Annotated in this window: 24 protein-coding genes; 12 read left to right on the forward strand and 12 right to left on the reverse strand. The window is 65.0% G+C overall.

The genetic code is table 11. The features are described 5' to 3' along the window. The 4 genes from sppA to EOA23_RS17330 all read left to right on the forward strand — a co-directional run. Positions 1 to 904 (forward strand): signal peptide peptidase SppA (gene sppA, locus EOA23_RS17315; protein ID WP_127305024.1); only part of this gene is annotated, 904 nt, incomplete at its 5' end. 78 nt (positions 905 to 982) lie between these two features. Next, a complete protein-coding gene (locus tag EOA23_RS17320) occupies positions 983 to 1267 on the forward strand; it encodes an integration host factor subunit beta (RefSeq protein WP_027165368.1) in 285 nt (94 codons plus the stop codon). A 117-nt stretch (positions 1268 to 1384) separates the two neighbouring features. Beyond that, entirely contained in the window at positions 1385 to 1717 is a 333-nt protein-coding gene (locus tag EOA23_RS17325; RefSeq protein ID WP_126081188.1) for a DUF1049 domain-containing protein, read from the forward strand. Between the two features lie 18 nt (positions 1718 to 1735). Next, the gene (locus EOA23_RS17330; RefSeq protein ID WP_127305025.1) at positions 1736 to 2698 is read left to right on the forward strand and encodes an ornithine cyclodeaminase family protein; all 963 of its coding nucleotides are present in this window, start codon (positions 1736 to 1738) and stop codon (positions 2696 to 2698) included. On the opposite strand, the gene EOA23_RS17335 is transcribed toward EOA23_RS17330, so the two are convergent. The 3 genes from EOA23_RS17335 to EOA23_RS17345 all read right to left on the reverse strand — a co-directional run bounded on the left by EOA23_RS17335 (position 2691) and on the right by EOA23_RS17345 (position 4286). Beyond that, positions 2691 to 3128 carry an EVE domain-containing protein gene (locus EOA23_RS17335; RefSeq protein WP_126064370.1) on the reverse strand — a complete coding sequence of 146 codons (438 nt, stop codon included), beginning with the start codon at positions 3126 to 3128 and terminating at the stop codon, positions 2691 to 2693. The two genes, EOA23_RS17330 and EOA23_RS17335, sit on opposite strands and share 8 nt — an antisense overlap. Then, positions 3125 to 3505, reverse strand: a complete 381-nt coding sequence (locus EOA23_RS17340; RefSeq protein WP_127305026.1) for a VOC family protein — start codon at positions 3503 to 3505, stop codon at positions 3125 to 3127. Before EOA23_RS17340 ends, EOA23_RS17335 begins: the two co-directional genes overlap by 4 nt. Positions 3506 to 3575: 70 nt before the next feature. Next, positions 3576 to 4286 (reverse strand): YafY family protein, encoded by a 711-nt coding sequence (locus EOA23_RS17345; protein WP_127305027.1) that lies wholly within the window; start codon positions 4284 to 4286, stop codon positions 3576 to 3578. A 98-nt stretch (positions 4287 to 4384) separates the two neighbouring features. Here EOA23_RS17345 and EOA23_RS17350 point away from each other — a divergent pair, with 98 nt between their 5' ends. The 7 genes from EOA23_RS17350 to EOA23_RS17380 all read left to right on the forward strand — a co-directional run bounded on the left by EOA23_RS17350 (position 4385) and on the right by EOA23_RS17380 (position 11901). Next, positions 4385 to 4870, forward strand: a complete 486-nt coding sequence (locus EOA23_RS17350) for a DUF1772 domain-containing protein (RefSeq protein ID WP_127305028.1) — start codon at positions 4385 to 4387, stop codon at positions 4868 to 4870. 87 nt (positions 4871 to 4957) lie between these two features. Then, positions 4958 to 6040 carry a class I SAM-dependent rRNA methyltransferase gene (locus EOA23_RS17355; protein WP_127305029.1) on the forward strand — a complete coding sequence of 361 codons (1083 nt, stop codon included), beginning with the start codon at positions 4958 to 4960 and terminating at the stop codon, positions 6038 to 6040. 1 nt (position 6041) lies between these two features. Further along, positions 6042 to 6899, forward strand: a complete 858-nt coding sequence (locus tag EOA23_RS17360) for an RNA methyltransferase (protein WP_127305030.1) — start codon at positions 6042 to 6044, stop codon at positions 6897 to 6899. A 10-nt stretch (positions 6900 to 6909) separates the two neighbouring features. Continuing rightward, positions 6910 to 7398: a signal peptidase II gene (gene lspA / locus EOA23_RS17365; RefSeq protein WP_127305031.1), complete on the forward strand. Its 489-nt coding sequence runs from the start codon at positions 6910 to 6912 to the stop codon at positions 7396 to 7398. Positions 7399 to 7452: 54 nt separating this feature from the next. Next, positions 7453 to 8442, forward strand: coding sequence for an MDR family oxidoreductase (locus tag EOA23_RS17370; protein WP_127305032.1), 990 nt, complete (start codon positions 7453 to 7455; stop codon positions 8440 to 8442). Positions 8443 to 8556: 114 nt separating this feature from the next. Then, complete coding sequence (locus EOA23_RS17375) at positions 8557 to 10830, forward strand: ATP-binding protein (RefSeq protein ID WP_127305033.1); 2274 nt, start codon at positions 8557 to 8559, stop codon at positions 10828 to 10830. 195 nt (positions 10831 to 11025) lie between these two features. After that, positions 11026 to 11901, forward strand: coding sequence for a GNAT family N-acetyltransferase (locus tag EOA23_RS17380; protein WP_042641035.1), 876 nt, complete (start codon positions 11026 to 11028; stop codon positions 11899 to 11901). A 147-nt stretch (positions 11902 to 12048) separates the two neighbouring features. Here EOA23_RS17380 and EOA23_RS17385 read toward each other — a convergent pair whose 3' ends face one another. Both EOA23_RS17385 and grpE read right to left on the reverse strand, forming a co-directional pair. After that, positions 12049 to 12681, reverse strand: coding sequence for a trimeric intracellular cation channel family protein (locus EOA23_RS17385; RefSeq protein ID WP_126064361.1), 633 nt, complete (start codon positions 12679 to 12681; stop codon positions 12049 to 12051). Between the two features lie 124 nt (positions 12682 to 12805). Next, positions 12806 to 13438, reverse strand: coding sequence for a nucleotide exchange factor GrpE (gene grpE / locus EOA23_RS17390; protein ID WP_127305034.1), 633 nt, complete (start codon positions 13436 to 13438; stop codon positions 12806 to 12808). Between the two features lie 218 nt (positions 13439 to 13656). On the opposite strand from grpE, the gene EOA23_RS17395 reads away from it, so the two are divergent. Next, the gene (locus tag EOA23_RS17395; protein ID WP_042641030.1) at positions 13657 to 13857 is read left to right on the forward strand and encodes a hypothetical protein; all 201 of its coding nucleotides are present in this window, start codon (positions 13657 to 13659) and stop codon (positions 13855 to 13857) included. 166 nt (positions 13858 to 14023) lie between these two features. Here EOA23_RS17395 and EOA23_RS17400 read toward each other — a convergent pair whose 3' ends face one another. The 7 genes from EOA23_RS17400 to cobA form a co-directional block, all read right to left on the reverse strand. After that, positions 14024 to 14644: a DJ-1/PfpI family protein gene (locus EOA23_RS17400; protein WP_126081180.1), complete on the reverse strand. Its 621-nt coding sequence runs from the start codon at positions 14642 to 14644 to the stop codon at positions 14024 to 14026. A gap of 193 nt (positions 14645 to 14837) precedes the next feature. Further along, entirely contained in the window at positions 14838 to 16445 is a 1608-nt protein-coding gene (locus EOA23_RS17405; protein ID WP_127305035.1) for a GMC family oxidoreductase N-terminal domain-containing protein, read from the reverse strand. 78 nt (positions 16446 to 16523) lie between these two features. Then, positions 16524 to 17057 carry a DUF934 domain-containing protein gene (locus EOA23_RS17410; RefSeq protein WP_127305036.1) on the reverse strand — a complete coding sequence of 178 codons (534 nt, stop codon included), beginning with the start codon at positions 17055 to 17057 and terminating at the stop codon, positions 16524 to 16526. Between the two features lie 170 nt (positions 17058 to 17227). After that, a complete protein-coding gene (locus EOA23_RS17415) occupies positions 17228 to 17992 on the reverse strand; it encodes a phosphoadenylyl-sulfate reductase (RefSeq protein WP_042641022.1) in 765 nt (254 codons plus the stop codon). Next, positions 17967 to 19637: a nitrite/sulfite reductase gene (locus EOA23_RS17420; RefSeq protein WP_127305037.1), complete on the reverse strand. Its 1671-nt coding sequence runs from the start codon at positions 19635 to 19637 to the stop codon at positions 17967 to 17969. Before EOA23_RS17420 ends, EOA23_RS17415 begins: the two co-directional genes overlap by 26 nt. Positions 19638 to 19680: 43 nt before the next feature. Beyond that, on the reverse strand, positions 19681 to 19983 hold the full coding sequence (locus EOA23_RS17425; RefSeq protein WP_127305038.1) for a DUF2849 domain-containing protein: 303 nt from the start codon (positions 19981 to 19983) through the stop codon (positions 19681 to 19683). Beyond that, the coding region (cobA, locus tag EOA23_RS17430) for a uroporphyrinogen-III C-methyltransferase (protein WP_127305039.1) at positions 19980 to 20769 on the reverse strand (790 nt) is incomplete at its 5' end. The genes cobA and EOA23_RS17425, both read right to left, overlap by 4 nt.

Genomic DNA, 20769 nt, shown 5'->3' on the forward strand with positions numbered 1-20769 from the left:
GACTTTCTGGCGCGTGGCCGCTTTTGTGGTTCTGGCGGCAGCGGTGATCGCCTTCTCGGCATGGGTCTATGATGACAATTTCACCGGCCAGGCGGTCCCCCATATCGCCAAGGTGAAGATCGAAGGCACCATCACCGAGGACGAGGAACTGCTCAGAAGGCTGGAAGCGATCCGCAAGTCTGCGGAGGTGAAGGGCGTCATCCTGTCGATCGATTCGCCCGGAGGCACCACGGTCGGCGGCGAGTCGACATTCGAAGCCGTGCGCAAGCTTGCCGGCGACAAGCCCGTGGTGGCCGAGGTCGGCACGCTGGCGGCATCGGCCGGCTATATGATCGCAAGTGCAGCCGACCATATCGTTGCCCGCAAGACCTCGATCGTCGGCTCGATCGGCGTGCTGATCCAATATCCTGACGTCAGCGGTCTCATGGACAAGCTCGGCATCAAGCTGGAGGAAGTGAAATCCTCGCCGCTCAAGGCCTCGCCCTCGCCCTTCAAGCCGACCAATGACGATGAGCGCGCCATGGTGCGCAAGCTGATCCTCGACAGTTACGACTGGTTCGTCGGCATCGTCGCGGACCGCCGCAAGATGACGCATGAGCAGGCGCTGGCGCTGGCCGACGGCTCGATCTTCACTGGCCGCCAGGCTTTGGCCAATCATCTGGTCGACGCCGTCGGCGGCGAGCAGGAGGCGATCGACTGGCTGGCGACGAAGGGCGTGGACGCCAAGCTCAAGGTCGTCGAGTGGAAGGACAAGGACAGGCGTGGCGGCTTCCTGTTCTCGCAGTCGATGGCAAAACTGGCCGCCAAGGCGCTTGGCCTGCCGGATGCGGGCGGCGATATCATTCACGAGCTCGGCGCCGACCGCTTGTTTCTTGACGGTCTCGTTTCGGTCTGGCACCCTTGACATGCCGTTGGCGCGAGCCAAAAAAGCAATAAAAATCATCCTGATAATCGTCTGCAGTGGTTTTACGGGGAACGTTCCATGATCAAATCCGAGCTTGTGCAGATCATTGCTGCACGCAACCCGCACCTTTTCCTGCGCGACGTCGAAAACATCGTCGGTGCGATCTTTGACGAAATCACCGACGCGCTTGCAGAGGGCAACCGGGTCGAATTGCGCGGTTTCGGCGCATTTTCGGTGAAAAACCGTCCCGCCCGCACCGGCCGCAACCCGCGCACCGGCGAGTCCGTCGAGGTCGAGGAAAAGTGGGTGCCGTTCTTCAAGACCGGCAAGGAGTTGCGCGAAAGGCTGAACGGCGGCAAATAGGCGCCGCGCCGGCGGGTCGAGACGGCATCTTGGCGCTTAAAGCATGTGTCCCGAAGGGAAGGCCGGTTTCGGGACAAAGACATGCGCGCTTAGGAAGCTTCTCTATACGGAGATCTGATGTTCAATCGCTTCATCCTCGTCGTGGTCTTCGTGCCGCTGGCCATCATCCTGATCGCGCTCGCCGTCGCCAATCGCGGCGCCGTCGCCTTCACGCTCGATCCGTTCCATCCCGGCAATCCCGCGCTGACGCTGAACCTGCCGCTTTTCATCTTCCTGTTCCTGGCCCTGGCCGTCGGCATGGTCGTCGGCAGCATGGCGACCTGGGTGAAGCAGGGCCGCTACCGCAAGCTCGCGCGCCAGCGCGGCCTGGAGGCTGAAAACCTACGCCAGGCGGTGAGCCGCGCGCCGGCCGCGCCGAATGGACCGGCGCTGCCCAAGCCGACCAATTAAAGCAATCCGGAGCCTTCGATGCTGACCATTTCAGCCGCCGAGGTCGACCGCGCGCTGACCTTTCCCGGCCTGGTCGAGACATTGCGCACCGCTTTCCGCGAGGGCGCCGTGCAGCCGGTTCGTCACCATCATGGCGTCGAGCGGCCGGATGGTGCGGCCTCGACCCTGCTGTTGATGCCGGCCTGGACCGACTTCAACGCCGCAGGCACCTCGGCGGGAGGTCATATCGGCGTCAAGATCGTCACCGTCTCGCCGGACAACAACGCAAAAGGCAAGCCGGCGGTGATGGGCCTCTATCTTTTGCTCGACGGCGTCACCGGCGAGCCGCAGGCGATGATCGACGGCCAGCGGCTGACGCAGTGGCGCACGACCTGCGCCTCCGCGCTCGCCGCTTCCTATCTCGCCCGCAAGGATGCCTCGCGGCTCCTGGTCATCGGCGCCGGCGCGCTGTCGCCGTTCCTAGCCAAGGCGCATTCGGCGGTCAGGCCGATCACCTCAATCCGCATCTGGAACCGCACGCCGGCCAATGCCGAAAAGGTGGCCTCGGCCTTGCGCGCCGAAGGCCTTCCAGCAAATGCGGCCGGCGATCTCGACGCGGAGCTTGCCGAGGCCGACATCGTCGCATCGGCGACCATCTCCAACACGCCGCTGGTCAAGGGCGCGCTGCTGAAGCCGGGCGCCCATGTCGATCTGGTCGGCGGCTTCACGCCCGAAATGCGCGAGGCCGACGACGATGCCATTTCGCGCGCCCGCGTCTATGTCGACACCCGCGCCGGCGCCACCAAGGAGGCCGGGGACATCGTCCAGCCTCTGGCCTCGGGCGTGCTGAAACCGGAAGCGATCATCGCCGATCTGCATGATCTCGCACGCGGCGAGAAACAGGGCCGGCAAACCGACAGCGAGATCACGCTGTTCAAGTCGGTCGGCGCGGCCCTTGAAGACCTCGCCGCCGGCATCGCCGTCTACAAGGCGCTCAAGTAGCAGCGCTCTCCAGCCTGGCTCCCATCGCTTCGCCGATCAACCGGAAATCACGCTCGCCGATCTCGAACAGGCCGAAGCGCAGCTGGTAGCCCCAGTTCGGCTTGCCCGCGGTGAAGTCGAGCCTGGCCAGCAGCGGCTTGATCGGCGCTTCCTCCGCATCGCACCAGTCGACATCGCGCCGCGCTGGCGTGAAACCACCGCCCATGACGCCCTCATAGACGTCCCCTTGCCGCACGGTGCCGATCGCCGTGAAGGATTGCAGTCCATCCTTCTCGCCGAGCACAGTGCTCGGCGAGTAGTAGACGATGCCGTCACCCGGCTTGACGCGGCGCAGCGGCGCCGCCTTGCCGTGGTTGACCTGCATGAAGCCATCCTTGCGACCGATCCGCACATGCTCGGCCGATGCGACGGCGATCCAGAAGGCGCTCATCCTTGCGCTCCCTCGAACGGCCAGTAGACGCGCAGGCGATGATTGTCTGGATCGAGCGCGACGAAGGTGCGGCCGAAGTCCAGATCGGTCGGCGCCTGCAGGATGTTCAGTCCGCGATCCGACCAATCGATATGCGTGGCATCGACCGCAGCAGCGCTCTCGACCGCCAGCACCAGTTCACCGCCACCGCCCGCAACCGCCGCCGCAGGCTCGACTGTGTGGCGCGACCAGAGGCCGAGCTTGAAACCCTTGTCGAGCACGAACATCACGAAGGTCGGCGAGGACTCGACCGGCTCGCACCCGAGCAGCGAAGCGTAGAACGCACCGCTCTTTTCCGGGCTGTCGACATAGAGGATGACGAAATTAGGCGTAGTCATATCTGATCTCCAAAGTGTCTGGACCTTCGGGACCATATGCGGACCTACTGTCAGATTCTGGCAGCAGCGATCAGGCGGAATCGTCCTTCCTGGCGTTTGAGCGGGGCGCGTCCAGCGTCGCCCGCCACTCCTTCAGCATCGCCTGGCGGCGGCGTGGGTAACGGATGCCGGTCGCAGTCAGGTCGGACATCCGGTCGGCGCGGAAATGGCGGAAATCCTGGCGCGTTTCGCACCACGCCGCCATCACTCGCACCTTGTCGAAGAATGCGAGCGCGAAGGGCCAGACCAGCCGCTCGGAGGCCTCACCCTCGGCGTCGCGATAGAGGAAGCCCAGCTTGCGTTCCTCGCGGATCGCCTGCCGCACAACGCCGAGGTCGATCGCTTCGAGGTTGTCCGAGCGCGGCCCGACAAGCAGCGTCGTGGCATCGAGATCCTCGCGCAGATCATCCGGCAGCACCGCCGCGATTTTGGCCAGCGCATCGGTAGCGGCGGCCGAAAGCCGCTTGTCCGGCTGCTTGGCGACCCAACGCGACCCGAGCACGACGGCCTCGATCTCCTCGTCGGTGAACATCAGCGGCGGCAGCATGAAGCCTGGCTTCAGCACATAGCCAAGCCCCGCCTCGCCGTCGATCGGCGCGCCTTGCCCCTGCAGCGTCGCGATATCACGATAGAGCGTGCGGATCGACACGCCCATCTCATCCGCAAGCGTGCGGCCGCTCACCGGCCGGCGGTGGCGGCGCAGGATCTGGATAAGGTCGAGCAGGCGTTCAGAACGGGACATAATTGGCTAACCGATGCGCCGGACAATAGGGCTGGCCCCGACATCACGGCAAGCGGCCGCCAAGGGAACGCCTGCCGGCCGCGGCCGTTGTGCCGATCATGGAGATGCGCGGGTTCCTGTTGTTCTGGTCTGTGCTGACCGCTTTCGTCGCGGCGCTCAGCCTCGGGCCGTCCTTTGCCCATGTGCTGGAATTGCTGCCCCGGCTGACGAAATGGTCGCCGGCGCTTTGGCGCGAGGCGACGGTCTTCAACGGCCAATTCGTGCTTTTTGCCGTGATCGGAGCACCGCTCGATATCGCCGCGATCCTCTGCCCGGCGCTCCTCGCCTGGATGCTGCGCGGCCAGGCGGGCGCGTTCTGGTTGGTGGTTGCCGCCACTCTGCTCTACGCCGTTTCGCTGGCGCTCTGGTTCGGTCTCGTCAAGCCGGCCAACGACGTTCTCGCGACCTGGGCGCCCGGACCGATCCCGGAAAATTTCGAGTCCGTCCGGCTGCGTTGGGAAACCGGCCACATGGCAGTCACCGCGGCGAAGGCCCTTGGCTTCGTTTCGCTTTGTTTCGGCCTGCTCCGCGTACGGCATGGTTGATGGTCTCACCAATGGATGAGCCAGGCTTTGTTGCGCCGGGGGGCTTAGCTGTGGCAGAAGCGGCCGAACCGCCGGAGATGATCCTACTTGAAATCTTTTCGCGACAAGCGCCGCGATAACCGACCGCAGCACGCGAGGCCGGAACAGGTCCGTCCGCGCGATGCGTTTGCGGCTGGACGGCAGCAGGCCGCACCCGCCGAGCGCCGCGAAACCAGACCGGCTGACCGGCAAGAAGCCAAGCCGGCGCCGCGCGTGCTTGCGCGCCGCGAGGGCTCCTTGCCCGCCGAGCGCCTGCCGCTGATCCTCGAAGTCGCGCCCAACGCCGACTACGCGCTGCTGGACAGCGGCGCGGGCGAAAAGCTCGAGCAATACGGCCCCTATCGCATCGTGCGGCCTGAGGGTCAGGCGATCTGGCAGCGAGCCCTTTCGGCGAAGGAATGGGAGCGCGCCGACGCCATCTTCACCGGCGACACCGATGAGGAAGGCATCGGCCGCTGGCGCTTTCCGAAGACGCCACTCGGCGAGACCTGGCCGATGAAGCATGACGGCATCGACTATCTCGGCCGCTTCACCTCGTTTCGCCATGTCGGCGTCTTTCCGGAACAGGCTTCGCATTGGGACCATATGGCGGGGCTGATCGCGGCGGCGAAGCGGCCGGTCAAGGGACTGAACCTCTTCGGCTATACGGGGCTTGCCTCGCTGGTGGCCGCCCGCGCGGGTGCCGAGGTCACTCATGTCGATGCCTCGAAGAAGGCGATCGGCTGGGCGCGCGAGAACCAGGAGATGGCCGGGCTTGGCGACAAGCCGATCCGCTGGATCGTCGAGGACGCAGTGAAATTCGCCGAGCGCGAGGAGCGCCGCGGCAGCCGCTACGACATCGTGCTGTTCGACCCGCCCGCCTATGGCCGCGGCCCCAAGGGCGAGGTCTGGCAATTGTTCGAGGACCTCCCGGGCCTTACCGACCTCTGCCGCTCGATCCTGACGCCGAAGCCGCTGGCCGTCGTCCTCACCGCCTATTCGATCCGCGCCTCCTTTTTCGCCATCCATGCGCTGATGCGCGATACCTTCGCCGGCATGGGCGGCACGGTCGAATCCGGCGAATTGATCATTCGCGAGAAATCCGCCGGCCGCGCGCTGTCGACCTCGCTGTTCTCGCGCTGGGTGGCTTGAAATGAACGCACATGACGGCGCTCGCCCTGTCGGGCAGGTCAAGGAAGTCACCAGCCTTGCCAATCCGCTGGTCAAGGACATCAAGGCGCTGGCGCTGAAGAAGTTCCGCGATCAGCAGAACGCCTTCATGGCCGAGGGCCTGAAGCTGGTCATCGACGCCCTCGACCTCGGCTGGTCGATAAGGACCCTGGTCTTCGCCAAGGCCGGACGGGGCAACGCCGCCGTCGAAAAGGTCGCCGCGCGGACCGTCGCCGCCGGCGGCACGGTGCTGGAGGTTTCCGAAAAGGTGCTTGCGGCCATCACCCGGCGTGAAAATCCGCAAATGGTGGTCGGCGTCTTCGCCCAGCAGACCGTGCCGCTGAAGGATATCCGCGCCAGGGACGGCGATGTCTGGGTGGCGCTCGACCGTGTCCGCGACCCCGGTAATCTCGGCACCGTGATCCGCACCGTCGACGCCGTCGGCGCCAAGGGCGTCATCCTGGTCGGCGACACCACCGATCCGTTCTCGCTGGAGACGGTGCGCGCCACCATGGGCTCGATCTTTGCCGTGCCGGTCGCGAGAGCAACCGAGCAGGCTTTCCTCGCCTGGCGGCGCGATTTTTCGGGACTGGTCGTCGGAACGCACCTCAAGGGCGCGGTCGACTATCGGTCCGTCGACTTTACCAGGGGGCCGGTTCTGTTGCTGATGGGCAACGAGCAGCAGGGGCTGCCCGACAGCCTCGCCGAGAGCTGCGACCGGCTGCTCCGGATCCCCCAGGCCGGCCGCGCCGATTCGCTCAATCTGGCGGTCGCCACGGGGGTGATGCTGTTCGAGATAAGGCGCGGCGCGTTGAAGCTCGACACGACCGAGACGCGATGAGGACTGATAAGTGAAATCCTGGTCCCCTTATGCCCTGCTGGTGATCGTCGCCATTGCGCTCGACCAGTGGGTCAAGCAGCTGGTCGAGAACGGTCTCGCTTTTCAGGAAAAGATCGATCTCCTGCCCTTCCTGGCGCTGTTCCGCACCTACAATACCGGCATCGCCTTCTCGATGTTCCAGTCCTTCGGCGATACCGGCCTTGTGGTCATCGCGGTGCTGGTCGTCGCCTTCGTGCTCTATCTCGCCACGCGCACCCCGGCCGGCCATGTCGTCGCCCGCATCGGCTTTGCGCTCATCATCGGCGGCGCGCTCGGCAACCTCATCGATCGCGCTATTTTCGGTCACGTCATCGACTACATCCTGTTCCACACGCCCGTCTGGTCCTTCGCGGTGTTCAATCTCGCCGACGCCTTCATTTCGGTCGGCGCGGCGCTCGTCGTATTCGACGAACTGATCGGCTGGGGCCGCGAAGCCAAGCCGCAGGACCCCGGCAATTGACCTCACGCGGTTGAAGCCGCAGAGTTCTAACCAGCCAGAACCGAGGAGAAAACCGTGACCGACACCTTCAAAGCCATCCTCGTTTCGCGCGATGCCGAGAAGAAGCAGTCCGTCGATGTCGTCGACCTTACCGAGGCCGACCTGATGGAAGGCGACGTCATCGTGGCCGTCGAGGCGACGACGGTGAACTACAAGGACGGGCTCGCCATCACCGGCAAGGCGCCGGTCGTGCGCCGCTGGCCGCTGGTTCCGGGCATCGATTTCGCCGGCACGGTGCTCTCCTCCACCCATGCCGACTGGCGCAAGGGCGACAAGGTGATCCTGAACGGCTGGGGTGTCGGCGAGACGCATTACGGCGCCTATGCCGGCCGGGCCCGCGTCAAGGGCGACTGGCTGGTGCCGCTGCCCGAGGGCATGAGCGCGCATGATGCGATGGCCGTCGGCACGGCCGGCTACACGGCCATGCTCTCCGTCATGGCGCTGGAGCGGCATGGCATCGTGCCGGACCGCGGTCCGGTGGTGGTGACGGGCGCGGCCGGCGTCGTCGGCGCGGTCGCCATCGCGATCCTTTCCAGTCTGGGCTACCATGTCATCGCTTCGACCGGCCGCAACGCCGAAAGCCCCTATCTGATCGACCTCGGCGCGGCCGAGGTGATCTCGCGCGAGGAGCTCAGCCAGCCGGCGAAGCCGCTCGCCAAGGAACGCTGGGCAGGTGGTGTCGATTCGGTCGGCAGCCATACCTTGGCCAATGTGCTGTCGATGACCTCCTATGGCGGCGCGATCGCCGCCTGCGGCCTGGCCGGTGGCATGGACCTGCCGGGAAGCGTCGCGCCCTTCATCCTGCGCGGCGTCTCGCTGCTGGGCATCGATTCTGTGATGGCGCCGAAGCCGGTACGCCTGGAGGCATGGCGCCGCATCGGCGCCGACCTTGACTTGAAGAAGCTGTCGACATTGTCGCGCACCATCGGTTTCGACGGCATTGTCGCCGCCGCGCGCGACATCGTCGAAGGCAAGATCAGGGGCCGCGTCGTCGTCGACATGTAGCCGGAGGTCACGGTTCCGCACTGCGCCAGCAGCGCGGCCGGAATCCGTGCAATCGCTAAAATTCGAACGATCCGCCCCAATCTTCCATAATTTCTGTCTGGCATGGTCCCGCGCATGGTCGCGGACTCCCACATCAGGCAGGACAGCAAAGCCGCGGGCGCTGACAGGCCCGACGCGCCGAAGCGGCAGGTGCTCGTCGCGCCGCCGCTGGCTCCCGACTTGCCTGCCGCCAGTCACGAAGGCCTGCCCTTCCTGACGATCGTCGCCATCGTCGTCCTGGCCGGGCTGGCGCATCTCACCGGGGCGCCGATCATCGTCACCGTCGGACTCGCCGCCGTGGCCTTCGCCGGACTTGCCATGCATCTGCGCAACCGCCGCGACGAGCGGCGCACCGCGGCCCTTCTCGACGAGACCGCCGCCCGCAGCCGCGCCGAGATCGAGACCCTCGCCGATCGCATGTGGGAGATGCAGGAGAGCGAGGAGCGCTTCCGCGGCCTGATCGACGCGCTCGGCGACCTCGTCGTCCATCGCGATCGCGACGGCCATATCGTCTATGCCAACAGCGTCTTTGCCTCGCTTGTCGAGGTCGACCCTCGCAATCTCGCCGGCAAGACCCTGTCGGAGCTTGGCATCGACGTCGGCATCGTTCCCGACGCCGCCTTCTCCGACCATGAATGCCTGAGCTCCACCGATGTCGCGATCCGCACGCCGAATGGGCCGCGCTGGTTCTCCTGGATCGAATTGTCGGTGCGCGACAAGGATACCGGCGCCGTCTCGCATCGGGCGATCGCGCGCGACATCACCGCCCGCAAGCGCGCCGAATCCTCGCTGATCACCGCGCGCGAGCGGGCCGAATATGCGAGCCAGGCCAAGTCGCGCTTCCTCGCCACCGTCAGCCACGAGATCCGCACGCCAATGAACGGCATCATGGGCATGGCGAAGCTGCTTGCCGACACCGACCTGTCGCCGGAACAGCGCACCTATGTCGGCGCCGTTTCGACCTCGGCCAGCGCGTTGCTCGCGCTTATCGAGGACCTGCTCGACTATTCCAAGATCGAGGCTGGCCGCTTCGAGCCCGAGCCCCAGCCGACTTCGCTGCGCGAAATTGCCGACAACATCATCGAGCTTCTGGCCGCGAAGGCCTTCGCCAAGAATATCGGCCTCGGCTGCCATGTCGAACCCGATGTACCGCAGATGATCACCGCAGACCCAGGCCGCCTGCGCCAGGTGCTGCTCAACCTCATCGGCAATGCGGTGAAGTTCACCGACACGGGCGGCGTGCTGCTCACCGTGGCGCGCACCCGCACCGAAACCAGCGACTGCATCTGCTTCACCGTCGCCGATACCGGCCCCGGACTGCGTGAAGAGGACATGGAACGCATCTTCGAGGAGTTCGAGCAATCCGACGGCACCTCGACCAGGGTGCATGGCGGCGCCGGCCTCGGCCTTGCCATTTCGAAGCGGCTGGTGACGGCGATGGGCGGCACGATCTCCGTTTCGAGCCGGCTCGGCGAAGGCTCGGAATTCATCCTCGAGATCCCAGCGGTCGCCGCGACCGAGCCGCCGCCGCACCGGCACAACATCCTTGCCGACCGGCGGGCGGTGATCGTTTCGAAGAACGCCATCGAGGCCGATGCCATCGCCCGCGCAATCAGGGCCTATGGCGGCATCGTCGAGGTTGCGGCGACGCCGGGCCAGGCCGCTCCATTCGCTGCCGGCTGCAACGTGCTGCTGGTCGACGCCGCGCTCGAAAACAGTGACGGCAGGTTGCTCAAGCAGTTGCGCGACTCAGGCTTCGCCGATTGTGAAGCCATCACCCTGATCGCGCCGACGGACCGGGGCATGCTCGGCGAATTCCGCGCCAGCGGCTACGCCACCTTCCTCGCGAGGCCCGTGCGCGGCGAGACCCTTTTGCGGGTGCTGTTGACCAGCCATGGCTCCGCGCTCACCCAGCCGCGGCCGGAGCCGCGCGGCGCCGCCTCGGTGCGCAGGCGCGACCAGGGCCTGTCGGTGCTGATCGCCGAGGACAATGACATCAACGCCATGCTCGCCCGCGCCACGCTGCTCAAGGCAGGGCATCGCGTCAAGGTTGTTGGCAACGGCAAGGCCGCGGTCGATGCCGTTACCGACGCCGGCCTCAAGTTCCGCTTCGATGTGGTGCTGATGGACCTGCACATGCCTGTCATGGACGGCCTGGATGCGATCGCCGCCATCCGCCGCCATGAAGAGTCGCTCGCCATGCCGCCGATCCCGATCATGGTGCTTTCGGCCGACAGCCAGGAAAAGACCCGGCATGCCGTGCTCGCCCATGGCGCCAGCGGCTTCGTTACCAAGCCGCTCGACCCGGACGCGCTCGTCCAGGCGGTTGAGGGCCAAGTCGCCGCCTGACGAAATTTTGAACCCTTGAACGCCATGCATCGCCTGGCTTTCGCGACCGTAAGATAGCCGGTTGAGGGTATTGTCCAGCCGACAAAGTATTGCCCGCTACGTCGTATCACGGTAGTGTCACAATCCTGTTGCACCTACACCGTATCCCCGTGCCAAGAGGGATGGCTCGAAGGAGAATCACTCGTGCATACAGTCATGCCTGAATGTGACACTCGGCCGAATGCCGGCGGCGCCCTGCTCGCTGCCCGCACTGCCGACGCCGTCGCAAGCGGCGCTCCGCTGGGCCGGATCGGCAACCTCGAGGTGCGGCTCGCCCGCAACGAGGCTGAGATCGCCGCCGCCCAGGAAGTCCGCTATCGGGTATTTTATGACGAGCTTGGCGCGAGGAAGGACCTGTTCCAGGCGCAGGACCGGCGCGATGCCGACCGTTTCGACCCGCTCTGCGATCACCTTCTCGTGTTGGACACGTCCCTTCCCGGCCCCGAGCACCGCCGCATCGTCGGCACCTATCGCCTGTTGCGGCAGGAGATCGCCGCGACCGCCGGCGGGTTCTATTCCGAGGGCGAGTTCGAACTCACCAAGCTGATCGCGCGCCACCCCGGCCAGCGCTTCCTCGAGCTCGGCCGCTCCTGCGTTCTCCCCGAATACCGCTCCAAGCGCACCATCGAGGCGCTGTGGCAAGGCATCTGGGCTTACATCAACCATTACGGCATCGGCGTGATGACCGGCTGCGCCTCCTTCCACGGCATCGTGCCGGCGGCGCATGCCGAGGCGCTGACCTATCTTGCCCATCATTGCCGCACCAACTCCGCCTGGGATGTCCGCGCGGTACCGGGGCGCTACTGCTCGATGGACCTGATGCCGATCGAGGCGGTGAACACCAAGGCGGCGATCGCCGCCATGCCGCCGCTGGTCAAGGGTTACCTGCGCGTCGGTGCCCGCATCGGCGATGGCTGCGTCATCGACCACGAATTCTCGACCGTCGACGTCTTCGTCGTCATGCCGGTCAAGGAGATCGGCGCCCGCTATGTCAACTATTATGGCGGCGAAGGGCAGCGCTTCGCGGCATAGCGAATAGCGAATAGCGAATAGCGAATAGCGAATAGCGAATAGCGAATAGCGAATAGCGAATAGCGAATAGCGAATAGCGAATAGCGAATAGCGAATAGAACGCTATCTCGGGTAATCTCTACTCGCTACTCCCTATTCGCTACTCCCTCACGGAATGTCTTCCGGCCTTCGCCCCGGCCGACTCCGATAGGCCGCAAACGACCAGCCGAATTTAAGCGCCCCGCCGCGCACCACGAACGCGCCGGCGAAGCCGAGGAGACTGGACGCCAGCGCCGGCAGGCCGGCAAGATCGCCAAGGGTGAAGATGGCGGCGCCGGCCAGGGCAGCCGTGACATAGATTTCGGGCCTGAGCAGCACCGAAGGCTCGCCGGCAAGCAGGTCGCGCAAGATGCCGCCGGAGGTCGCCGTCAGCACGCCCGTGATGACCGACACGACAGGCGAACCGGTGATCGCCAGCCCCTTTGCCGCGCCCATCACCGAGAACGCGGCAAGCCCGATGGCATCGAGCCAGAGCAGCAGCTTGTAGCGGGATTCGAAGCGGTGGGCGCTGAAGAAGACCAGCACCGCGACGACCGCGCAGATCAGCACATAGCCGCTGTTGGCGACCCAGAATACGGGCAGGTTGAGGATGACGTCGCGCAGCGTCCCGCCGCCGATGCCAGTGATGCTGGCCAGGAACAGGAAGCCGATGATGTCGAGCTGCTTGCGCGATGCGGCAAGCGCGCCCGTCGCCGCAAAGACGGCGACGCCGGCATAGTCGAGCAAGGCGATGGGGTTCAAGGACATAGGTGAGCAGGGCAGTAAGGGAGTAGGGCAATAGGGAATGTTGAATAGCATAAAACCGCGTCAAAGTACGGTTCCGCTTCCCCTACTGCCTTACTGCCCTACTCCCTTACTCCCCTATTCAAGCATCCTTCTCGGCCTGCTCGTTCACCGGGCCGGGCTCGACCTTCGCCTCGGCGGTTGCCTTCGGGCCACCCTTGGCGACACCGACCATTGCCGGCCGCAACACGCGCTCGCCGAGCGAATAGCCGGGCTGCACCACCTGGACGACGGTGCCGGCCGGGACCTCCGGATTGGGGACTTCGAACATCGCCTGGTGGAAGTTCGGATCGAACTTCTCGCCTTCGGGCGCGAGTTTCTTCACGCCGTGGCGCTCCAGCGCCGACAGCATGGCGCGTTCGGTGAGGTCCACGCCTTCGATCAGCGCCTTGAAGCCGGCATCGCCGGAAGCCTTGGCCTCGGCCGGAATGGCATCGAGCGCGCGGCGCAGATTGTCCGATACCGACAGCATGTCGCGCGCGAAATTGGCCACCGCGTAAGTGCGCGCGTCATGCACGTCGCGCGCGGTGCGCCGCCGCAAATTCTCCATTTCGGCCGCGACGCGCAACGCGCGGTCCTTCAGTTCCTCGTTTTCCTTCAGCAGCCGCACGAGCGCTTCATAGTCGCCGTCGACGCCACCTTCCGCACGCTCGCCGGAAGCCTGGGTGGCTTCAATATCTTCGGGCGTGCGTTCGTCTTTTGCCTGGTCGCTCATCGCCGTTTCCCGTCATTCGGATTGGTCTGGATTTGCGCCCGATATCGAGGTTTGGAGGCCAAAAATCAAGGGGTAAGCGCTCGCGGCGGATGTCGAGCTCTCGTTCCAAATTAATTCAAATTTTACCGTATCACGCGGCTTTGCTTGCCCTCGAATGCCGTTGCGGGAACCATAACCGGGCTGGAGGAGTTTCGAAGCCGACACAGGATTTTGGGACGATGAACGGCAACAACGGCAACCGGCGCGCCGAATTGGCCAACGATATCAGGCGGCAGGCAGGCAGCGAAGCGACAAAGCGCTTTCTGCGCACCTTGCCGGCATTTCGCCTGGAAAAAGAGGTGCCTCGGCGGCTGAGCGACCTGCTTGACCGCCTGGACGCCGCGGATGCCAGGAAAGCCGGCGGCGAGCGGCGTCGATAGCCGCGCGCCGCGGTTAGAGCAACTCCGGGAAAAGTGTGTAGCGGTTTTCCGTCCGGAATTGCGCAAAAAAGCATGTCTCCCGAAAGTGGGAACCGGTTTCGGGACGAAGATATGCATAAAATCGACCTAAAGCGTATGGAGCGAATCTGAAAGATCGCGACGCGCTTTAGGCCGCCTTTCGGTCGTCGCGCATCAGCGCTTCGCCGTGGCGGATCTCGGTGCCGAGCACCTTCAGGCATTCCCGCATGAAAGCGGCAAGGCCCGGCCAGCCTTTCGCTGACACCAGATTGCCGTCGACATGCGCGCCGGTCGGGGCGACGTCGACATAGATGCCGCCGGCGAGCGTCACTTCCGGCTCGCAATACTGCAGCGCCGCCACTTTCTTGCCGCGCACCACACCGTCGACCGCGATCAGGATCTGCACGCCGTGGCAGATGGTGAAGATCGGCTTCCCGGTCTCATGGAAATGCCTGACCAGCGCCTGCACGCGCTTGTCGATGCGGATATATTCCGGTCCGCGCCCGCCCGCCGCGTAAACCGCGTCATAGTCGGCCGGATTCACCTCGGCGAAGGTCTTGTTGAGGATGTAGTCGTGGCCGAGTTTTTCGGTATAGGTCTGGTGGCCTTCGAAGTCGTGCAACGAGGTCTTGAGCACGTCGCCCGCCTTCTTGTCCGGGCACACGACATGGACGGTGTGACCGACCGCATGCATGGCCTGTTCAAAGACGAAAATCTCGTATTCCTCGCTGAACTCGCCAACGAGCATCAATATCTTCTTGCCGGCCATGCCGTTCCTCCCTTAGCTGGCTATTTATTTCGGGGTGCAAAATAATAACCCTATCCTAAGGTGAGGACGGCAAAAGGGGAAGTGCAAATCGCCGAATTGGTCTGACCAGATGGATTCGATCCTATCGGCAGGCGTGCAAAGGCGACATCATCGCGACAGAACCGAAGACGTTGGTCCGACCAAGAACCGACGATCAGACCGCAGCCCGGATCATATCCGCGGCCTTCTCGGCAATCATGATCGTCGGCGCATTGGTATTGCCGCCGATCAGGGTCGGCATCACCGAGGCATCGACGACGCGCAACCCTTCCAGCCCGCGCACCTTGAGCTGCGGGTCGACCACGGCCATGTCGTCGACGCCCATCTTGCAGGTGCCGGCCGGGTGGTAGATCGTGTCGGCGCGCGCCCTGATATGCGCCATGAGCTCGGCGTCGCTGGACGCGCCGGCGGTGTAGATTTCCCTGGCGCGATATTTTGCCAGCGCCGGCGCCTCCAATATGGCGCGCATCATTCGCACGCCCTTGAGCAGAAGCTCGCCGTCGCGCTCGTCCTCGAGGAAACGCGGATCGATGCGCGGCGGCGCCAGCGGATCGGCGCTGTTCAAACCCACCTCGCCGCGCGAATGCGGCCGAAGCACACAGACATGGCAGGAAAACCCATAACCCATATGCAGTTTGCGGCCGTGGTCGTCGACGATGGCGATACAGAAATGCAATTGCAGGTCGGGCCGCTCGATCGCCGGGTCTGATTTCAGGAAAGCGCCGCCTTCGGCATAAGGCGTGGCGATCATGCCGGTTCCGTCCTTGCGCCAGCGCAGCATGTGCTTGATCAGGCCCGGCATGCCGCTGAGGCCGATGCCCATCAAATCGGTCTGCCTGGACTTCCAGGCGAGGATGAAATCGAGATGATCCTGCAGGTTCCTGCCGACGCCCGGCAATTCGTGGACAAGCGGAATGCCGTGCGCCGCGAGCTCGACCGCTGGTCCGATGCCCGAGAGCAGGAGCACCTGCGGCGAACCGAACGCCCCGCCGCAAAGAATGACCTCGCGCCTGGCTTCCGCCACGGCCTCGCTCTTGCCGCTGCGGTAGCGCACGCCAGTGGCGCGCCTGCCGTTGAGCACCACGCCCGTCGCATGCGCGCCGGTGACCACGGTGAGGTTCGGCCGGCTCATCGCCGGATGCAGATAGGCCGCCGCCGCCGAGCAGCGCTCGCCATTGCGGCGCTCGCCCCAGAACTGCGTCACCTGATAGAGGCCGGCCCCTTCCTGCTCCGGCCCGTTGAAATCGTCGTTCAGCCTGATCTGGTTCTCGCCGCAGGCCTCGACGAAGGCCCTGGAGATCGCGCGCGGCTCCTGCTGCTCGCAGACCCTCAGCGGCCCGTCGCCGCCATGCAGCGCGTCAGCCCCGCGCTGGTTGCCTTCGGCGCGCCGGAAATAGGGCAGCACCTCGTCCCACGACCAGCCGTCGCAACCAAGCTCGGCCCATTCGTCATAGTCACGGCGATTGCCCCGCGTGTAGAGCATGGCGTTGATGGCGCTCGAGCCACCCAGGCCCTTCCCGCGCGGCTGATAGCCCCTTCGGCCGCTGAGACCTTCCTGCGGTACTGTCTGGAAGGCCCAGTTGTTGATCTTCGGCCTGCCGGGCAGCAGAGCGATGATGCCGGCCGGCGCGCGGATCAAGAGGGCCTTGCCCGCGCCTCCCGCCTCGAGCAGGCAGACCGTCTTCGATGGGTCCTCGGAAAGTCTCGCGGCCAGCGTCGAGCCGGCGGAGCCGCCGCCGGCAATCACATAGTCGTAGCGCATGGTTCCCTCCCGGCGGATCTTTCCGTCCGTTCCCTTGAGAGAATGCCTGCTGAAGCGCCTTGTAAAGATGCCGCTGCGTTAGCTGGGACGCTTGCGCCGCCAGGAATATTTCGGGCCCTTGGGCTCAGGCTCCACGGCCGGCTGATAATAAACTGGCAGGCCGCCGGTCCGTCCTTCCTCCAGCCGCTTCAGCAGCACCGGGTTGGAGACCTCGAACTCGTCGAAGCCGAGCCGCAGCATATGCGGCAGCTGGTCGACCAGCACCTGGCCGGTGGCGCGCACCGCGCCGTTGAAATGATGCCGGGCGCGCAGCAATTCGCCCTTCGAGAAAGAGCGGCCGTCGTTGAAGGCCGGGAAGGCGAGCGCCACCAGCGACAGCTGGTCCAGCAGGCCGGTTATCTTGTCGAGCTCGTCGCCGGGCTGCAGCAGCACGCCGAGGTGTTCCTTGGCTGACTTGCGGATTTCTTCATCCAACCCGAGAAAAGCCTGCAACGGCAGGATGAAACGGCCATTGCCGGCCAGCGCCTCGGCGCTTTCGGCGTGCGTCCACTCATCCTCGCGAAAACCGTCCGGGGTCCAGAGGCGGGTCCCCGCTGTCGTCGATCCAGTCATCAAAAATCCTAAAGTCCCAAAAATTCGAAGGATATGCCGAGATTCAGGTCAGGCCGAGCCGAAAATGGTGGCTGCCGAGAACCGGAGCGGAGCGTACTTGAAGTACGTGAGCACCGGAAGCGCAGGGAGTCGCCATTTGCAGGCCGGCCTCACCTGAATATCGGCGTATCCTAAAGTGAGGCGTCGGTCAGCGACTTCTCCAGTCCGGAGAGGTGGATACCGCACTCGGTCTTGGCGTGCCCGGCCCAGCGGCCGCTGCGTGCGTCCTCGCCGGGCTGCACTGGCTGTGTGCACGGGAAGCAGCCGATCGAGAGATAGCCATAGGCAACCAGCGGATTTTCGCGCAGTGCGTGCGCGCGCATATAGTCGGCCTGATCCGACGTCGTCCAATGCGCGAGCGGATTGATGCGGATGCGCGAGCCGACCGCCTCGAAGACGGGCAGCGCCGCGCGCGTCGAAGCCTGGAAGCGCTTGCGTCCGGTGAACCAGGCACGGAACGGCTCGACGCCGCGCGCCAGCGGCTCCACCTTGCGCACATTGCAGCAGGCGTCCGTGTCGGTCTCGTTGAGCTGGCCGGTCGGGTCGACGCGTTCGAGCGCTGCCTCGTCCGGCTTGATCACCCGGACATCCGTCAGGCCGAAATCGGCGACCAGCGCGTCGCGATAGCCGAGCGTCTCCTCGAAATGCTTGCCGGTGTCGAGGAAGATCACCGGCAGCGTGCGGTCGATCTCCGAGATCATGTGAAGCAGCACCGCCGAATCCGCGCCGAAGGACGAGACCGCCGCGACCTCGCCGCGGAAGGATTCGCGCGCCGCGCGCTCGATGATCTCGATCGGCTTCAGATGGCCGAGCAGCGCGTCGAGCCCCGCCGCTTCGGCGGCGATGCCGGCCTCGACGTCGACAATACGGTCAAGCGGCCTTGGTTTCGCCAGCATAGAGCGCCTCCTTGAACGGCGCGGGACCGACTCGGCGGTAGGCGTCGATAAAACGTTCGTCGGGACTGAGCCGAAGGCCGAGATAGGTGTCGACGATCTGCTCGATGGCATCGGTGATCTCTTCCGATGAGAAGCCGCGGCCGATGATCTCGCCCACGGAGGTGTTCTCGTCGGCCGAGCCGCCGAGCGTCACCTGGTAGAGCTCGGAGCCCTTCTTCTCGACGCCGAGAATGCCGATATGGCCGACATGGTGGTGGCCGCAGGCATTGATGCAGCCGGAGATTTTCAGCTTCAATTCGCCGATCTCGCGCTGCCGCTCCAGTGAAGCGAAGCGCTGCGAGATTTCCTGCGCGATCGGAATCGAGCGCGCAGTGGCCAGCGCGCAATAATCAAGGCCGGGGCACGAGATGATGTCGCTGATCAGGTTGGAATTGGCGGTCGCGAGGCCGATCTCGACCAGCGCATCATAGACCTTCTTCAGGTCGGCGCGCGCGACATGCGGCAGGATGAGGTTCTGTTCGTGGCTGACCCGCAGCTCGTCGAAGGCGTATTTCTCGGCGATGTCGGCCACCGCTTCCATCTGGCTGTCGCTGGCGTCGCCGGGCACTTCGCCGATGCCCTTGAGCGAGATCGTGACCGCCGCGTAGTCGGGATGGCGATGCGTCACGACATTCTGGTCGAGCCATTCCGAAAAGCTCTTGGAATCGAGCCGCGCCTGCTTCACCGCATCGTCGCCCTCAGGCCGGGCGGTCAGCGCCGGCGGCGCGAAATAGGCATTGATGGCCTGAATGTCGGCCTCCGGCAGCTTCAGCTCGGCGTCCTTGAGCTCCTGCCATTCGGCTTCGATCTGACGGGTGATCTCCTCCACGCCGGTCTCGTGCACAAGGATCTTGATGCGCGCCTTGTACTTGTTGTCGCGGCGGCCGTAGAGATTGTAAACGCGCAGGATCGCCGTGCAGTAGGACAGAAGATCGGCTTCCGGCAGGAAATCGCGGATCTTCTTGGCCACCATCGGCGTGCGGCCCTGGCCGCCGCCGACATAGACGGCAAAGCCGAGCTCGCCGGCCGCGTTCTTCTTCAAATGCAGGCCGATGTCATGCGTCTGGATGGCGGCGCGATCGCGTTCGGCGCCGGTGACCGCGATCTTGAACTTGCGCGGCAGGAACGAGAATTCCGGATGCACCGACGACCATTGGCGCAGGATTTCCGCATAGGGGCGCGGATCGGCCACCTCGTCGGCGGCGGCGCCCGCGAAATGGTCGGCGGTGACGTTGCGGATGCAGTTGCCGCTGGTCTGGATCGCATGCATCTCGACGCTGGCGAGATCAGCCAGGATCGCCGGGATGTCCGACAGCGCCGGCCAGTTGAACTGGATGTTCTGGCGCGTGGTGAAGTGACCGTAGCCCTTGTCGTATTTGCGCGCGATATGGCCGAGCATGCGCAACTGCCTGCTGTTCAGCGTGCCATAGGGCACGGCGATGCGCAGCATATAGGCGTGCAGCTGCAGATAGACGCCGTTCATCAGCCTGAGCGGCCGGAACTGGTCCTCAGTGATCTCACCGGCAAGCCGGCGCTGCACCTGGTCGCTGAACTCGGCGACGCGGGCGTGAACAAAATCCTGGTCGAACTCGTCGTAACGGTACATGCTTCGTCTTTCCGGGCGCGTCCGCCCGCTGCTTTTCTAAATTCTACGCCCCGATGGCTTCCGGGGCCGCCTGCTTGCCGAGATCGGTGCGGATGGTCGGTCCCGCGGCGCGGATCTTTTCGCGCAGCCGCACCGGCTCGACCAGACCATCGACCACCTCCACGTCGATCAGATTGACGTCGACAACCTCATTGTTGGCGTAGGCCGAGGCCCCGATCGCTTCCAGCCGATCCTCCGCCGCCTTGTCATGCGCGATATCCGCATGACCGACCGTCTCCGCCCAGCCGCCATCGGCGTACCAGACGGCAATGCCGTCGGAGAGCCTGTTCGCGGTCAGAACCTTCATGGCTGAACTCCTTCGGCGACGGCCGAAGCCGCGCCCTCATGCTTATGGGCCGCGAGCGGCTCGGATCGTTCGAAATTGGCACCGGCGACCGCATCGCCGATGATCGTCATGACCGGACCGGTGAGGTCGGCGCGCTCCTCCAGCGAGGGCAGGTCGGCCAGCGTGCCATGGAAACGGCGGCGGGTGCCGAGGCTGGCGTTCTCGACGACGGCGACGGCGGTGTCCGGCGACAGCCCGGCTTCGATCAGCCGTCCGGCGACTTCCGCCGCGACCGAGCGGCCCATATAGACGGCGACGGTCGCGCCGGAGATGGCGAGCTTGGCCCAGTCCGGCAGCGAGTTGCCCTTGAGGTCGTGGCCGGTGGTGAACACCATCGAGGATGAAACACCGCGCAAGGTCAGCGGCAGTTCGAAATCGGCGGCCGCGGCAAAGGCGGCGGTGACGCCCGGAACCACCTCATAGGCGATGCCGGCCTCGCGAAGTGCTGCCATCTCCTCGCCGGCCCGGCCGAACACCAGCGGATCGCCTGACTTCAGCCGCACCACGCGCTTGCCGGCTTGGCCGAGTTCGATGAGCAGCGCGTTGATCTCTTCCTGGCTTTTGGAATGGCAGCCCTTGCGCTTGCCGACCGGCAGGCGCTCGGCGTCGCGGCGGCCCATGGCGACGATCGCCTCCGGCACCAGCGCATCATAGACGATGGCATCGGCCTCCATCAGCAGGCGGTGCGCGCGCAGCGTCAACAGGTCTTCCGCGCCCGGACCGGCGCCGACCAGCGCGATATGGCCC

The sequence above is a fragment of the Mesorhizobium sp. M2A.F.Ca.ET.042.01.1.1 genome (assembly GCF_003997405.1).
Classification (GTDB): domain Bacteria; phylum Pseudomonadota; class Alphaproteobacteria; order Rhizobiales; family Rhizobiaceae; genus Mesorhizobium.

What these genes read in the sequence shown, in the direction of transcription:
- EOA23_RS17395 (WP_042641030.1), top strand. Translation starts at nt 13,657, where the DNA reads ATGAACGGCAACAACGGCAACCGGCGCGCCGAATTGGCCAACGATATC.
- EOA23_RS17335 (WP_126064370.1), bottom strand. Translation starts at nt 3,128, where the DNA reads ATGAGCGCCTTCTGGATCGCCGTCGCATCGGCCGAGCATGTGCGGATC.
- EOA23_RS17415 (WP_042641022.1), bottom strand. Translation starts at nt 17,992, where the DNA reads ATGCTGGCGAAACCAAGGCCGCTTGACCGTATTGTCGACGTCGAGGCC.
- EOA23_RS17400 (WP_126081180.1), bottom strand. Translation starts at nt 14,644, where the DNA reads ATGGCCGGCAAGAAGATATTGATGCTCGTTGGCGAGTTCAGCGAGGAA.
- grpE (WP_127305034.1), bottom strand. Translation starts at nt 13,438, where the DNA reads ATGAGCGACCAGGCAAAAGACGAACGCACGCCCGAAGATATTGAAGCC.
- EOA23_RS17350 (WP_127305028.1), top strand. Translation starts at nt 4,385, where the DNA reads ATGGAGATGCGCGGGTTCCTGTTGTTCTGGTCTGTGCTGACCGCTTTC.
- EOA23_RS17340 (WP_127305026.1), bottom strand. Translation starts at nt 3,505, where the DNA reads ATGACTACGCCTAATTTCGTCATCCTCTATGTCGACAGCCCGGAAAAG.
- EOA23_RS17345 (WP_127305027.1), bottom strand. Translation starts at nt 4,286, where the DNA reads ATGTCCCGTTCTGAACGCCTGCTCGACCTTATCCAGATCCTGCGCCGC.
- EOA23_RS17405 (WP_127305035.1), bottom strand. Translation starts at nt 16,445, where the DNA reads ATGCGCTACGACTATGTGATTGCCGGCGGCGGCTCCGCCGGCTCGACG.
- EOA23_RS17375 (WP_127305033.1), top strand. Translation starts at nt 8,557, where the DNA reads ATGGTCGCGGACTCCCACATCAGGCAGGACAGCAAAGCCGCGGGCGCT.
- EOA23_RS17410 (WP_127305036.1), bottom strand. Translation starts at nt 17,057, where the DNA reads ATGACTGGATCGACGACAGCGGGGACCCGCCTCTGGACCCCGGACGGT.
- EOA23_RS17420 (WP_127305037.1), bottom strand. Translation starts at nt 19,637, where the DNA reads ATGTACCGTTACGACGAGTTCGACCAGGATTTTGTTCACGCCCGCGTC.
- EOA23_RS17320 (WP_027165368.1), top strand. Translation starts at nt 983, where the DNA reads ATGATCAAATCCGAGCTTGTGCAGATCATTGCTGCACGCAACCCGCAC.
- EOA23_RS17360 (WP_127305030.1), top strand. Translation starts at nt 6,042, where the DNA reads ATGAACGCACATGACGGCGCTCGCCCTGTCGGGCAGGTCAAGGAAGTC.
- EOA23_RS17380 (WP_042641035.1), top strand. Translation starts at nt 11,026, where the DNA reads ATGCCTGAATGTGACACTCGGCCGAATGCCGGCGGCGCCCTGCTCGCT.
- EOA23_RS17425 (WP_127305038.1), bottom strand. Translation starts at nt 19,983, where the DNA reads ATGAAGGTTCTGACCGCGAACAGGCTCTCCGACGGCATTGCCGTCTGG.
- EOA23_RS17325 (WP_126081188.1), top strand. Translation starts at nt 1,385, where the DNA reads ATGTTCAATCGCTTCATCCTCGTCGTGGTCTTCGTGCCGCTGGCCATC.
- EOA23_RS17330 (WP_127305025.1), top strand. Translation starts at nt 1,736, where the DNA reads ATGCTGACCATTTCAGCCGCCGAGGTCGACCGCGCGCTGACCTTTCCC.